The 14,779-nt window shown below is 57.4% G+C and carries 10 protein-coding genes and 2 pseudogenes; all 12 read left to right on the top strand.

Annotation, left to right across the window (positions count from 1 at the left end; translation table 11 throughout):
* A pseudogene (locus tag AC0QUY_RS40385) lies at positions 1-514 on the top strand (transposase); the annotation flags it as partial.
* A 554-nt stretch (positions 515-1,068) separates the two neighbouring features.
* A complete protein-coding gene (locus AC0QUY_RS40380) occupies positions 1,069-1,269 on the top strand; it encodes a hypothetical protein (protein ID WP_161850000.1) in 201 nt (66 codons plus the stop codon).
* A 4-nt stretch (positions 1,270-1,273) separates the two neighbouring features.
* Entirely contained in the window at positions 1,274-1,831 is a 558-nt protein-coding gene (locus AC0QUY_RS40375; protein ID WP_475391487.1) for a cupredoxin domain-containing protein, read from the top strand.
* Complete coding sequence (locus tag AC0QUY_RS40370) at positions 1,818-3,434, top strand: cbb3-type cytochrome c oxidase subunit I (protein WP_475391485.1); 1,617 nt, start codon at positions 1,818-1,820, stop codon at positions 3,432-3,434. The genes AC0QUY_RS40375 and AC0QUY_RS40370 overlap by 14 nt, the downstream gene beginning before the upstream one ends.
* A gap of 10 nt (positions 3,435-3,444) precedes the next feature.
* The gene (locus AC0QUY_RS40365) at positions 3,445-4,275 is read left to right on the top strand and encodes a c-type cytochrome (RefSeq protein WP_475391484.1); all 831 of its coding nucleotides are present in this window, start codon (positions 3,445-3,447) and stop codon (positions 4,273-4,275) included.
* A gap of 1,587 nt (positions 4,276-5,862) precedes the next feature.
* Positions 5,863-7,644, top strand: a complete 1,782-nt coding sequence (locus AC0QUY_RS40360) for an adenylate/guanylate cyclase domain-containing protein (RefSeq protein WP_475391483.1) — start codon at positions 5,863-5,865, stop codon at positions 7,642-7,644.
* A 1,273-nt stretch (positions 7,645-8,917) separates the two neighbouring features.
* Complete coding sequence (locus AC0QUY_RS40355) at positions 8,918-9,277, top strand: GYD domain-containing protein (protein WP_161852522.1); 360 nt, start codon at positions 8,918-8,920, stop codon at positions 9,275-9,277.
* A 64-nt stretch (positions 9,278-9,341) separates the two neighbouring features.
* Positions 9,342-9,932, top strand: a complete 591-nt coding sequence (locus AC0QUY_RS40350; RefSeq protein ID WP_161852523.1) for a malonic semialdehyde reductase — start codon at positions 9,342-9,344, stop codon at positions 9,930-9,932.
* 190 nt (positions 9,933-10,122) lie between these two features.
* Entirely contained in the window at positions 10,123-11,340 is a 1,218-nt protein-coding gene (locus tag AC0QUY_RS40345) for an adenylate/guanylate cyclase domain-containing protein (protein ID WP_475391480.1), read from the top strand.
* Between the two features lie 409 nt (positions 11,341-11,749).
* Positions 11,750-12,359 (top strand): annotated as a pseudogene (locus AC0QUY_RS40340) (DinB family protein).
* 269 nt (positions 12,360-12,628) lie between these two features.
* A complete protein-coding gene (locus AC0QUY_RS40335; RefSeq protein ID WP_161852526.1) occupies positions 12,629-13,663 on the top strand; it encodes a class I SAM-dependent methyltransferase in 1,035 nt (344 codons plus the stop codon).
* Between the two features lie 390 nt (positions 13,664-14,053).
* Positions 14,054-14,494, top strand: a complete 441-nt coding sequence (locus AC0QUY_RS40330) for a hypothetical protein (protein ID WP_475391479.1) — start codon at positions 14,054-14,056, stop codon at positions 14,492-14,494.
* Positions 14,495-14,779 lie beyond the last annotated feature (285 nt).

Raw genomic sequence — 14,779 nt, 5'->3', positions numbered from 1 at the left:
TCGCCTGCCACGAGGCCGGCATCACGGTAACTCTGCCCAAGCCGCAGACGTCGGGTGCCAAGTCAGATGGGCGCTTCGGCAAGCAGGACTTCATCTATTTACCGGAGGAGGACGCCTATCGCTGTCCAGCTGGGGAGCAACTGCCATATCGCTTTACGAGCGAGGAAGACGGCAAGCGGCTACGGCGCTACTGGACCACAGCCTGTCAGAACTGCTCGCTTAAATCGCAGTGCACGACAGGACCAGAGCGGCGGATTCCACGATGGGAGCATGAGCATCTGCTCGAGGCCGTGCAGCAGCGCCTTGATGCAATCCACAAGCCATGCGCCAGCGTCGGGAGACGGTCGAGCATCCGTTCGGCACGATGAAGGCCCGCATGGGGGCGACACACTTCCTTACCAAAACGCTTCCAAAAGTAGCCGCCGAGATGGCGCTCTCGATCCTGGCCTACAATCTGACACGGGTCATGAACATCGTCGGGACCAAGCCGCTGATGGCTGCGATCGTGGCCTGAGACCGAGCCGATCCTTGCTTCTCACCGGCTTCCCTGGGAAGGGTGTTTTTACACGGCCAAGACCCAGAGCGGACTTCGAAGCTCGGGATTTGCTTGATTTAGGTCAAGGTCGCAGCGGCATTATCAGCAAGGGTTCAAAGCCCAACAGGAGGCTGTGATGACCGAAAACAAGTCGGAAGTGATTTCGCGTCGAAGGGTTTTTTCCCTGCTGGGCTCGCGATTGCGTCGGGCCTGGTGGCGACGATTCCGGTCTCGCCGCAGGTGACACCGCGCGGCGTGGAGTTAAGCGTTGATCAAGCGCAGGCCGTCACGTACCGGCGCGCCCGCGTGACTGCGCGTCGTGTCGACCGTCGCGTGTACCGCCATACGCGTCGCGCCGTGCGGCGTGGTGTCTATTAACGGAGCGCGATGGGCGCGGTTCGATCACTCGCCCGCGCCGACGAGGTGATTGAGTAAATCACTGCGGTTCGTGCATGTAGTTTGCTGCGGTGCATGAGTCCGAGTCTGGCACTTTTCGGACCCAGAAGTTAGCTGGAAATCGTCGGGGCGAAACGATGAACTCTGCTGACCAATCTTCTGACGCTTATCATCCGTCTGAGATCGCTGATCAAATCGATGAAGCTGCACTCGCGGAGGCGATGCGGGTGACACCCCTCGGCGCCGCCGTCCTCGCCGGAACGGCCGTTGCGTTGCTGGTGCTTGGCTATCTAGCGATCTATCTGCTGGTCTTCCTGCCGCGCGGCACGGTGGGCTAGCGCCATGACCGACCGACCACCCGAAATTCACGAGCAGCGAATTCTAGGTACCGAATTGCTATGGGCGGTTGGTGTTGGCGTGCTCGTTGCGGCCACGCTCAGCGTGGTTGTGTTTACCGCTCTGAGCAGGGATATCAACCCGCCCAGCAACGTCGAGCGGATCGATCCGAAGACGCTGCACCTGTCGGGCGAGTTCGCAGAACACAATCTAGGCACGACGGTCGGACCGGACGGCAGGGTCACGGCGCGGATCATCGCGACGCAATTCATGTTTGTTCCGCGTTGCATCGCGGTCCCCAGCGGCCGTGCTGTTACGCTCCGCTTCGCGTCACCGGATGTCATCCACGGTCTGCTGATCACCAGGACAAATGTGAACACCATGGTGGTGCCGGGCTTCGTCGCCCAAGTGCACACCGAATTCACCCGCGACGAAGACCTGCTGATGCCTTGTCATGAGTATTGCGGTCTGGGCCACAGCGAGATGTGGGCCACTGTTCAAGTGATGCCAGACGATAGATTCAAGCCGGGCCCTGACGGGAGGGTTTCCTGTGCGCAACGTTGAGCGGCTTTGCCTTGCCCATTTCTGGGTGGCGTTCGCAGCATTTTTAGTCGCCTGCGTTTTGGGCTCCTGGCAGATGTGGGTGCGCAGCCCATGGGGCACCAACGTTGGCACGCCCGGACACTATTTCATGTCGGTGACGGCGCACGGCGTCTCGATGGCCTATGTACTGACCACCTTCTTCATTATGGGCTTTGGTTATTTCGTCGCGGTGACATCTCTTGGCCGTCCGCTTCCCGGCAAAGTTTGGGCATGGATTGCCTTCTGGATAGCGATCGTTGGCGTCGTGATGGTGCTGATCCCGATCATCAAGGGTCAGGCTTCGGTGCTCTTCACATTTTATCCGCCGCTCACGGCGAGCCCCTGGTTCTATATCGGACTGGTTCTTCTCGTTGTCGGCTCGTGGGTCTGGTGCATTCTCATGTTCGTCGCGATGCGCGAGTGGAAGCGCGAAAATCCGGGGCAGCCCGTGCCGTTGGCGATGTTCGCAACGGTCGCAAACGCGGTGATGTGGCTTTGGACCACCGTCGGCGTAGCAGCAGAACTGCTATTCCAGGTCATTCCGGCATCGCTGGGCATCGTACAAACCATCGATGCTGGTCTGGCACGCACGTTGTTCTCGTGGACGCTGCACGCCATCGTCTATTTCTGGCTCATTCCGGCATACATCGCGCTTTACACAATGATCCCGCGCGCGGCCGGCGGACGCCTCTACAGCGATACGATGGGCCGCCTCACCTTCATTCTATTTCTGGTTTATAGCTTGCCGGTCGGAATGCATCACCTAATGATGGACCCTCAGCACGGCAACGGCTGGAAGTTTATCCAAATGCTGCTCACTGCCTTCGTGTCGGTGCCGACGCTGCTGACGATTTTCACCATCATGGCATCGTTGGAAATCGCGGGACGGCTGCGCGGCGGCCGCGGTGTTTTCGGATGGATGGCAAGGCTTCCCTGGGAACGGCCGGCCGTCCTCGCAACCGGCCTTGCTTTCGTCATGCTCGGCTTCGGTGGTTTCGGCGGGCTGATCAATATGGGATACGGCATGAACGCTATGGTGCACAACACGTCGTGGGTCACCGCGCACTTTCATCTGATCTTTGGTGGCTCCGTCATCATCATGTACTTCGCGATCGCTTACGAGATATGGCCGCATCTGACTGGCCGGGAGCACGCCTCGCCCGCACCGCTGCGTTGGCAACTTTGGCTTTGGTTCATCGGCATGATGGTGATGACCTTGCCCTGGCACTTGCTGGGCCTGCAAGGCCAATGGCGGCGCGTCGCCAATTTTAATTACGCCGATCCTATTATCGCCGCCTGGGGGCCGTGGGTACTTGTGTCTTTCTTCGGCGGTCTCGTGTTGCTCGCCTCTGCCCTGTTGTTCGTACGCAATCTCGCCGTCCTTCATCGCAGCCCGCTGCCGGTGGCTCAACGTCCACTTTACGCATTGGCGGTGCATCCGCCGCATCGCGTTCCGGCTGCGCTCAATGGCTTTGGGCTGTGGAACGTGCTGGTCCTTGTCTTGATGCTGCTGGCATACGGCTACCCGATCGCCCAATTCGTAATCGAGCCGTCGCCGGCGGCGATGGTGCATCGGATGCATTAGGGAGCGCGCCATGGCGCATACATCCGAGTCCGAGCCCCACGTCCTCGATCAGCCATGGCGGATTTGGGCGAGCGTCGCCATTTTCGGCATTGTGCTCAGCGGCATCGTCTTGGGCGTGGTGATCATTCCCGTGGTCCAAGGCCGCAGCGACGGGATCGACGCCTACACCGCGATTTGCCGGGCGCTCGGAATTTTGCCGGGATCGCCCGCACGGCAACAGGTTGCCGATCGCACGCCACCGGCACCGGTTTCGCAAGTGGTGTGGACGCCCGACCTGCTGCAAATTCTCGCCAACGCAAAACCGGAACGGGGCCGCGCCAAAGCGCAAGAGGTTTGCGTCGCATGTCATGGCGAGCAGGGCGTGTCGGCCGTCCCGGAGAATCCGCATCTTGCCGGTCAATCGGGCGCGGCGATTTACAAGCAGCTTAGCGATTATCGAACAGGCAGCCGAACGCATCAGTTGATGACGGGCATCGCGAAGGCCCTGGATGAGGCAACGTTAGCTGATGTTGCCGCGTATTACGCAGCTCAGCCACAGCGCAATCCGAACGTGACGACGCTCGCGGAGTCGCCTCGGGCGATAGTTCGCCTAGTCGAACTTGGCGATCCCAGCCGCAACATTCCGCCCTGCGCGTCGTGTCATCGCCTCGGATCGGGCGGCCCTATTGAGACTCCCATCCTTGCCGAGCAAGGACGGGATTACACCGTCCGGCAGTTAAAGCTCTATGCCTCGGGCGAGCGGCGCAACGATGTCTATGGACGAATGAGGACCATCGCGGCGAAGCTAACCGCGAGCGAGATTGATGGGCTGGCAGCTTATTACCGGGCCGGATTCAAATAGACCTGACGTCCACTGTTGGCACTTTTCGGACGTGCTGCGGCAGTCTTCCGATGTCCGCTGTTGGGGGGATACTGTTGCAAAAGTCGAAAGTTGCAGGGCTCAAGCTTTTTCGCGAAAACACTAAACAGCGAGCGATCGCTGATTCGTATGACCTCAATCGCGTTACCGAAGTCGCCTGTGAATTTTGCGTGAGGCCGTGAGGTCCCTCACATCTTGTACACGAAAGTCGCGCCCACGGCCCGCAGAATTTTGGTCATCGGCGAAAATCGAGTTTTGCAACACAATCGGGGGTTGAGCAGACCTAAATCAGCTGCGCCCGAAGGTCGCCTTTTGACCCTGGCTGTGTAAAAACTCAAAAATCGAAACGCGGCGAAGAATGATATTTTTCCAGTTCGACCTCTAAGTTCAATCCGCTTGCGCGTTGAGCGACTAAGGCGGTCTCGGACGAATAACTTCTTCTATCGCGATTGAGCGTCTTCGCGTTTTTACACAGCCAAGACCCTAAGCGGAAGCCTGATCAAGCCGGAGCGCCCCGCGTGCTGCCCTCGACTTCACTTTTGGTAAGCAATGTAAGTAGATGTTGATTAGCTCTGCGAATGCGAAATGATGCCTTCCGGCATATCCAAACTACTCACCTCGAACCAATCTTGAGGATTTCCGGCGCGATCTTGTGCAAGTCGTCCCTTGGCCAGATATCGGCGGCCTCGGCGATTGCGCTTACCATCCGAAATTGAGCCGCAGGACCCGAGTCATCGCCAAATCTGAACTCCGTCCGTTGTGAGGGTTTGTCCGCGTTGTCGAATAGATACCCGTCATAGTTCGCATAGTATGGCATCGAACGATCTCGATCCCGTGAAATGCCAACGCAGTATGAGGTTACATCAACTTTTCGGCGCTGCTGCATCGCGCGAGCATAATCGCTCTCACGGTAGGTTCCTCCTACTATTGCTTTTTTGGCGCTTTGGCAAATATTGGAGCTAAGGATGACAACCCGATTGTCATCGAGCCGAAACACCAATCTTGTCCCATGAGTCTGTTGGCATTCCGCGCTGAAGAGTCCCGAGAACGGTCTGCGGACCTGAGTTTGTTGTAAGACCGCTTCAGAAGCATATTGCTTGAGCCTCTAAAGTGGCTTGCACACGATAGGTGAGATCGTAAGTGCATAGTGGATGAAACGAATACGGTGGGTAGCGCCACACGTTGAAGCTGAACAGTGCGAAGCAGACGATCGCGACCGCGCCCCATCCAAACAGTTCTAACTTGCTCACGACACGCTCATGCATTCATCTCTTGTGCTAATGCGTCTTACCCAAAGCAATCCTCAATCAGCAATAAGGATTATAAATCAATGCAACTTAACTAATAGTAAGCTTCTCGTCAGTCAGTCCGCCGTCGAAGGTCGCTTAGTGGCCCTCAGCCGAACTGCCTTTGAGCGGCCGCAAAGGCCGCTCTCAGAGGAGAACCGGACCTGACGAGATGAGCGGCCGGACCGCCGTTTGTGACCCGACTCGGACATTGACCCTAGCCCAAGGGCAACGCCCTATGCTTTGATATGTCCGACGGATCGACCGCTCTCGGGAGGCCGTTTTGACCGACAATCGCGTTGAACGACGGCTTGCAGCCATCCTTGCGGCTGATGTGGCTGGATATAGTCGGCTGACCGGCTTGGACGAGGAAGGGACACACGTCCGGCTGAGGGAGCGTCTGCGTGGGCTCGCTGATCCCAAGATCAGCGAATATCGTGGCAAGGTCGTCAAGCACACCGGCGATGGCCTGCTCGCTGAGTTCGGCAGCGTCGTAGATGCGGTGCGCTGCGCCATTGAGGTCCAGCGCGGCATGGCTGAGCAAAATGCCACGGTGCCGCAGGTCAAGCGGATCGAATTTCGCATTGGCATCCACGTCGGTGACATCATAGTCGATGAAAACGATATCTTTGGAGATGGCGTCAATATCGCCGTTCGCCTTGAAGGGGTCGCGGAGCCCGGCGGGGTCTGCATCTCGGATGATGCGCAACGTCAGATCCGTGGCAAGGTCGATACCGCCTTCGAGGATATGGGCTCGCAGAACCTGAAAAATATTGCCGAGCCGATGCGTACGTGGCGGTTGAGGACAAATGCGAGCGGTTGCGCGGCCGCGCCGATAGAGCCGTCGGTCGAGAGCACGCAAGCTCTGGCGCTCCCCGACAAGCCGTCGATTGCCGTGCTGCCGTTCGAGAACATGAGCGGCGATCCCGAGCAGGAATACTTCGCGGACGGAATGGTCGAGGAGATCATCACCGCGCTGTCCCGGTTCAAATGGCTGTTCGTGATCGCTCGCAATTCGAGCTTTACGTTCAAAGGCAAAGCCGTTGATGTGAAGGAGGTCGGACGCAAGCTTGGCGTACGCTATGTCTTTGAGGGGGCAGTTCGCAAGGCATCAGGGAAGGTTCGCATTACCGGGCAGTTGATTGATGCGTTAACAGGCGCACACATTTGGGCGGACAGGTTCGAGCGTGACCTGACGGACATTTTCGTCCTCCAAGATGAAGTGACGGTCGCCGTTGTCTCAGCCATTCAACCAAAATTGCTTCAAACAGAGATTGCAATGGCGACGCGGCGGCGACCAGAAAACCTCACGGCCTATGATTTTTATCTCCGTGCTATGCCGGAGTATTACCTAATGACCCGAGAAGGGCTTGCCGAGGCGCTCAGGCTGGCGCATCGCGCGTTGGAGCTCGACCCTCGGTTTGGCTTGGCCGCTTCTCTGGCAGGTCTCTGCCACATGCTCAACGTCCTTTTGGGCTATGGCAACGATCCTCAGTTCGACCGCAAGGAAGCAGTTCGGCTTGCTCGTTTGGCATTGAGCATCGACGATGGCGATCCGGAAACGTTAGCGAGGGCTTCCCAAATCTCGGCGTGGATGCTCGGCGATGGTGAGGCCGGAATCGAAATGGCTGACCGGGCGGTCGCGCTCAACCCTAATTCATGGAGCACATGGAACTGCAGAGGCCATGTCTATAGAATTGCAGGGCTGCCAGAGGAAGCGATCCGGAGCTTTGAACGCGCCATGCGCGTGAGCCCGGTAGACCCGCGGCTATACATGACGCTTACTGGCATCGGGCAGGCCCTTATTGAGCTTCGTCGCTTTGACGAGGCAATCGTCGCTGGAAAGAAGGCCCTTCGTCAGAACCCCTCCTATTCGGCAGTTTACCGCTGTCTGGCGTCCGCTTTCGCCCATCTGGGTCGTGACGCTGACGCGCGTGAGGCGGCGGCACGTGTGCTTGAGTTCGATCCCGTCTTTACAATATCGGCGTTGATCGCTCGGGCGCCCGGGCTAGCGGGCCAGAAGCTGCTGATCGAGGGTCTTTGGAAAGCTGGGTTGCCGGAATAGGCCCCAGCTCGCTTGTGCGGACGAGGGCATCGAAAGTGAGACGCAATGTCTGCAACTGGCACAAGCCGACATTGCACCTGCCGTCGCCGATGTCCGCTCTTGGGGAGTACAGCAGACTTGGTACGTTCGCCTGCCGAAGTCGCATTTTGACCCAAAGCTGCCTTTGTGCGCGGTTATGTTTTGTATCATGGATTTTACTCTCACCGCTCGCAACCCGCTGGAGGCGCATGGGTCTAGATTTCATTCTTGTGGCAGGACCTCTGGTCCGTGCGTCGAGCTGGGAGCCAACGGCCAGATATCTGCGGGAAGCGGGATATCGTGCCCAAACGCCTGCTGGCCTACCATCAGCCGCCACCTTCGTGGAGCGCCTGGAACTCCCACTTACTGGAGCTCATCAACTCCTGCAGTGAATCCGTTTTAATCGGTCACAGTTCGGCTAGTGCGTTAGTCGCCGATCTTGCAGGCAAGGTGCCATGCCAATGCCTGATTATCGTGGATGGAGAGGTGCCGCCCTCGCAAGGTGCGGCCTCGCCGGTGAGACCAGCGTTGCGTGATTTCATCAAGAGCCTGGCAGAACCCGACGGGTCTCTTCCGATCTGGTCGAGGTGGTCGGGGGATGCACGTCGCGCATCCCTCGTTGGCCTAGATATCCTGGCGAGCGATCCTGTAGCGTTTGCCAAGTTCGAAAGCGGTCTGCCGAGGCTTTCTGTCGATTGGTTCTACGACACGATCGAACTTGCCAGCTGGGATCGCATCCCCGCTGGCTTCATTCAGACTTCCGCAATCTATGATCATCAGCTGCGGAGGCTCAGCGGCGAGGGTGGCCTGTTGCACGACTGCAGGGCACGCACCTTCATCCCACCCTCAGTCCAGCCGAGACTGCTGGCGCTATCATTGCCATGTCGCACGAACTCGTCTCACGGGTCAGCTGATAGTCCGCTCGTGGCACCTTTCGGAAGTGGTGGTCCCGATGCGTGATGTCCGCAGTTGGGGGAAGACCGGAAGTGGTCAGCGTGGGGACGAACCGACGCGATTGACCCAAAGCGGCCGTTCGAGATCGCATCCCAGCGCGGCGTGGGCGCAATAACTGTTTTGTCGATTACGATGGCTTCTCGTTTCGAGCGTGCCTTCACGGGAGTGGCGCGAAGTGCTACACTGTTTTCAATATTAACACTGGTGCCGTGAGCTTGCCGTTGTGAGGGGAACAAAGATATCCGCGGCAATGCGTTTTGCGGTGAGCAAGGGGGCGGCAAACTCTGAAAGGAGACCCTCCATGGCCCTTTATGCCTTGCAGACGGCTTACGCCCCTGTCGGGTGGGCAGCCCTGCTCAAAGATCCTCAGAACCGCATGGAGGCCGTCAAACCTGTTGTTCAACGACTCGGCGGCAGTGTCGTCGACGGCTGGCTGACGTTCGGCGATTACGACGTGCTGGTGATCTGTCAGCTGCCGGACAATGTGAGCGCCACGGCGCTGTCCATGGCGATCTCAGCTGGTGGGGCGGTTAAGAGCGTCAAGACCACGCCGCTCGTGACCTTCGACGAAGGGCTTGAGGCTCTCAAGAAGGCCAAGGACGCAGGATACACGCCGCCGCCTAGCGAAGTCCCGTACTTTGGCGTGTATCGCGGCGCGTGACGCCTCGATGAGGTAGTGAGCTGCAACTTGAATTGAAGTAGCTTCAAGAGCGAGGAGGTATCTTATGGCGACGCCACTCGATGATTCCACGCTTGATACGATCTTTCGCAAAGCGCGTACTCAAAACAAGTGGTTCGATAAGCCGGTTTCGCGTGAACAACTCGTTGCCCTGTACGATCTGACGCGCTGGGGCCCGACCAGTGCGAACTGCTTCCCCGTGCGCATCGTGTTCGTGACGACGCCGGCGGCGAAGGAGCGACTAAAGCCCCTCGTCCTTGAGGGTAACCGGCAAAAGGTGACAGACGCGCCGGTGACAGCGATCATCGGCTACGACACCAGGTTCTACGACTGGCTGCCGCGCCTGTTTCCGCACGTTGATGCCAGATCCTGGTTTATCGACAAGCCCGGTTTTGCCGAAACAACGGCCTTCCGCAACAGCAGCCTGCAAGGCGCCTACTTTATCATGGCGGCGCGGGCCATCGGGCTCGACTGCGGACCGATGTCCGGGTTCGACAACGAGGCTGTCGATCGGGAATTCTTCCCCGGTGGCCAGATCAAATCGAACTTTATCTGTGCCATCGGCTATGGCGATCCGGCGGGATTGCTTCAGCGTCTGCCGCGTCCGGATATCAACGAGGTGTGCTCGTTCGTGTAACCGATCTGCATGTGCAGCGCGATCGCGGCCGCCATGCAGACCCCGTTTGAGTGTCAATCGGCGTTGGAGTGGGACCCTGTGTCGGCGACGGCCCGGCATGACACTGCCAGCACGAAACTTCCAGCCGAGCTGCGAGCGCGCTACAGGAACTTATCGTTGCGGATGTGCCCTGGGAAACTTCGGGTGAAATGTGACCAAGGCTCTCGATTTCTCACTTGCTGATCGCAAGGCCGAGCTTCTGCGCTGGCTAAGCGAGGAGGGACGTTTTGCGCCCGATACCGGTGGGCTTCTTGAGATGCTCTGCGAGAAGTTCACCGTGCTCGGGGCGCCGATAGCCCGCGCCACAGTGCATGTCCGTACGCTGCATCCAGAATTCCGGGGAGTATCGCGTATCTGGCGCCGTGGACAGAGTACCGAGTTCCGAACGTCGCGACATGGTATCGAGTCTACATCGGATTACCAGAATAGCCCCCTTCAGTACGTTATCGAAACCGGACAGTGGCTTGATACTGTCCTTAGCGAAGCCACCGATCGGCGCTTCCCGATCCTCGCAACGCTGCGGGCGCAAGGCATTACCCATTACGTGATGGCGCCTCTTATCTTTTCGAATCGGATCGTTAACGCGATATCGTGGGGAAGCGACGCTCCCAGCGGGTTTAGGGAAGCGGATGTTGAACTCTTTCGCTATCTAGTGCCGACCTTTGCCCCAGTTCTCGAAGTGACGGCGGGCCGGCGGATCTATGCTGAACTTCTTGCTACCTATGTAGGTCGAGATCCGTGCGCGCGGATTATGGCGGGCGCCGTCCAGCGCGGAAACGTCCACCACATCAAGGCGGCAATGCTGCTCGCCGACTTGCGTGGTTTCAGCCGACTGACAGATGAGCTTCCGGAGCAAAGAATCATTGAACTTCTAAATGCCTTCTTCGATCTGGTCGTCCCTGGCATCATTGGCAGCGAAGGTGACATCCTGAAGTATATCGGTGATGCGATCATTGCGATCTTTCCAGTCACCGGCGATGATCCGGCGCGGGCCTGTGAGTTGGCCCTGGCTGCAGCGCAGACAACGCTGGCTGCGCTCCAGGCTTCACCGCCCGAGGTCCAGCAGCATATTTCCATCGATATTGCTCTGCACTATGGTGATGCCGCATACGGCAACATTGGCTCTGGCAATCGCCTCGACTTCACCGCCGTCGGGCGCGACATCAACATCCTCAGTCGGCTTGAACTCCTCTGCAAGGATGTTGGCCGGCCACTGCTCATGAGTGGTGCTTTTGCCGCCGAAGTTGCGGCACCGGTCGTTGAAATCGGCCATTTCGAATTGCGCGGCTTCCGTCAGCATCAGTCTTTGTACGGGTTGTGCCAAGACGGCGAGGTGCCTGGTGCGCCCACGTGGACGGATGGCGTGTAGCAGGCTGTACGGACTGTTGGGGGTAAACTTCTGCTTTTGGCAGATACTGTTGCAAAAGTCGAACGTTGCAGGGCTCAAGATTTTTAGCGAAAACACTAAGCAGCGAGCGATCGCTGATTCGTATGACCTCAATCGCGTTACCGAAGTCGCCTGTGAATTTTGCGTGAGGCCCTGAGGTCCCTCACATCTTGTACACGAACGTCGCGCCCACGGCCCGCAGAATTTTGGTCATCGGCGAAAATCGACTTTTGCAACACAATCAGGGGGAAAGCGGACATCGCTCAGGACCGAGCCGAGGTCCGAGAATGACCAGAGCAAAACAGGCCACTCGCGAAACTGAAAGGGACGAGGTCGGAACCTTCTTCTCGGCTTCTTCTTATTTCTTCAGATCGTGTCGGTTAGTAACAGCATGATCACCCAAGAGCACTTCAAACTGCTTGCCGCTTACAACCGTTGGGCTAACGCCCGACTTTACGCGGCAGCTCTTGACCTATCAGAACTGTCATGCCGCCTTCACACCGGTGTCTACTTCGGTAGCCTCCACGGGACGCTGAATCATCTACTGCTGACCGACAGGCTTTGGTTGAAACGATTGACCGGTGAAGGCGACCTTCCAAACGATCTTAATGCAATCCTGTATGAAGACCGCATCGAACTAACCAAGGCTCGTATCGCAGAACAATCGGATGGTCGAGGTCATCGGAAAGTACGATGAAACAGCACTGAGAGGTCTTCACAGTTACAGAACTACATCCGGAATGCCACAGTCACAGGTTCTCGCGAATATTCTGCTGCATCTATTCAATCATCAAACTCATCATCGCGGCCAAGCGCATGCCTGTCTCTCCATTCTTACTGGTGGTGAGCCGCCGTCGTTGGACTTGTTGGCCTTTCTAAGAGGCGGCGCAGCGCCAAACCTCGAAAAACTAATTGCCAGCAACCCAGCAGATTGCAAGAGAGATAAGGTGCGCGATGACCGCCCTGGTCCAAAGTCGCGCTCGCAAAGGGATTCGCCCTAGCGGTTGCCTCGCCTTCCTGCGAACTCCGACGGACCGGAAAGAGACCGTAGACACCCCATCCGGGGCAGAACAAGGCCGCCTCTAGACTTGCAGTCTAGGATTGGGGTGTCACCTAACTCACGATCGCGTCAATGGTCGATTTTTCGTCGCCGGCTCGTCGATCCCGTCGGAAGAGGATAAAATCGCATAAGAAACGCACAGTTCTGCTTGACCGTGGCTCCTCATTGACGTGAGAATCTCCATCGCTTTCAGAGGTTACAGGAGTACCCTTGGACATTGTTCTGGCGCTTCAGTTGGTCGCGGCGATCGTCATCGCGTTGTTCGTAGCATACAACATTTTTCATTACGTACTTTTTCTCTTGGTGACTCAACCGAAGGACGCGAGCAAGATCGGCCACGAATTGAATCAATTCGAGCAACGTCAACTGATCGAGTGGACACCGCAGCCGAGCGATTTTCTCAAGCACGACGACGAGAAGCGTACATACGATGACGTGTTCGGCGCGTATCGCGACGAGCAAGCGAACTACAGCACGTGCGTTTTCCCCCGCTTCGCGTTTTCGCGTCCCTACGAAGCCGAATACGTTCTTTTGAAGCCGAAGGAAGGGATGCGAGTGTTGGATCTCGGGTGCGGATCTGGCGCGGCGGCCTACTACCTCGCCAGCCGGCGAGACATCGAAATTGTGTGCGTGACCAATTCATCCGTACAGGCGGAAATCTGCCGGCGTAAATTTGCAAAACTGGGTGGGCGCGGACAGGTGATCGTCACCGACTTCGACAGTCTCGATCTCCCGAGTGAGAGTTTTGACGCCATCTACGCGCTCGAATCGATCGGCTACACCAAAAACTTGGACGCTTGGCTGGTGCAGTGCTGGCGGATGCTCAAGCCGGGAGGAAGCCTGTTAATCCGCTCACCGGGGTCGTTGGATCATTGTCGGCGTAAGGAGGATTACCTGAGCGTCACCGTCTTCTTCGAAAACTGGCGCTACAATTTTGTCGGCGCCAATCTTCTTGTCTACAAGATGCGCCGACTCGGCTTCAACCCGATCCGCTATCGGCGACTGCCATTCTGGGCCTGGGGCCTCACGTGGAACTTCATTCAACACTTGGTGTTGTGGAAGTACCGGCTAAAGATGCGCACATTCGTGGAATTGGAGCGGATCATTTGGCGCACTTCGAAGGTATTTGTCTTCGGCAACCCGTACAACACGGTGCTGGCTACCAAGCCCGAGGCAGCATCTTGCTCCCGGCAGACTCTTGCATCCTCAGAAGCATTGGATGGTGTTGCCGAGACTGACCGCTAAAGCGACCCTTCGTTCATTGCGGCCGAGGGCTGACATCATCTAAAAATCTCGAGGCGCGTGGTGCTTGATGGATTGGAAAAGCTGTGCGACAGATGTTTCTCCGCATCGTTCAGCCGTGTCGGGTTTGGCAGGATTAGGAAGCTCCTTGAATCCAATCGTCACATCTCTGAATGGACTGCCGGGTCGGTGGCACACTCAGATTTTTATCGACGAACTTAACAGAACTTCAGGAATTGCTCGGCGATTGGTCCGTGACTTCCGTTATTGGCACTTTTTAGACATGCCGACGGTCTGCGATTATGTCTGCTTTTGGGGTTAGACCAGAAGTGAGCAGCACGCGGTCAAAGCGACGCGGTTGACTCAATCCGGACATTGCCTTGGAACAGTTTATTGAGCGGTTCATCGGCTGCCGGGCTTGTAAAGCCGCTGAAGGACGCGCAGTTTTGTATCTACCCCCCGGGCAGCAGGGCGATTGCGCGGCATCAAATCATGATCAGGAACGGACTTTATCTAGCTGAGACGAGATTTTTGGACGGCGTGGAAGCCTACAACCGACACGTCATGGTGCTGCGTGATGGCACGATGCGCGGGGGCGGCGGATATTACTATACTGTCGGAAGCTACACTTGTTCTGACGGCAACTGGAAAGGTGAAATGACGAGCCGAGAGCATTCACCTATTTCTGGAACGTATCCATGGGCACGAAAGACTATCACCATTGGATTTACTGGAACCTATTCAGATGACGGTGCCGAGTTCGAAGCCACGGCACTGGCTGGCAAGCAATCCTTTCGGTTCAAATCCGTCTACCGGTTGCTATTCGCGGATTGAAAGAGTTGGTTGCAGCCTGGATGCGCTCAACATGGTGGCCCGTCTTGCGCGACCAACATCAGCGCCGCAATGGTCGCTTGCCATTCGGGGATGGCAGATTGTCGATACTTGCCATGCCGACGAGTTGACTGATTGAACCTCCGCCAGTGTCGGTTATTGGCCGATTCCGTTGAAAAAGGCGGCAGTAGTTTCGTCGTGAACGCCCGCTGTTCCGCGGACGAGTCGGCTTGATGAGGCTCACGCGGGCATCGGGATCAGCTTGGCCATCTTACGAAGGTTCTGAGC

It is taken from the genome of Bradyrhizobium sp. WYCCWR15520 (genome assembly GCF_056174665.1).
Note: the sequence above shows the minus strand (reverse complement) of the source record. Positions and strands in the feature narration are given on the sequence as shown.

Coding starts and splice junctions, on each gene's coding strand:
- AC0QUY_RS40380 (WP_161850000.1), top strand. CDS start 1,069: ATGAACTCTGCTGACCAATCTTCTGACGCTTATCATCCGTCTGAGATC.
- AC0QUY_RS40375 (WP_475391487.1), top strand. CDS start 1,274: ATGACCGACCGACCACCCGAAATTCACGAGCAGCGAATTCTAGGTACC.
- AC0QUY_RS40365 (WP_475391484.1), top strand. CDS start 3,445: ATGGCGCATACATCCGAGTCCGAGCCCCACGTCCTCGATCAGCCATGG.
- AC0QUY_RS40355 (WP_161852522.1), top strand. CDS start 8,918: ATGGCCCTTTATGCCTTGCAGACGGCTTACGCCCCTGTCGGGTGGGCA.
- AC0QUY_RS40350 (WP_161852523.1), top strand. CDS start 9,342: ATGGCGACGCCACTCGATGATTCCACGCTTGATACGATCTTTCGCAAA.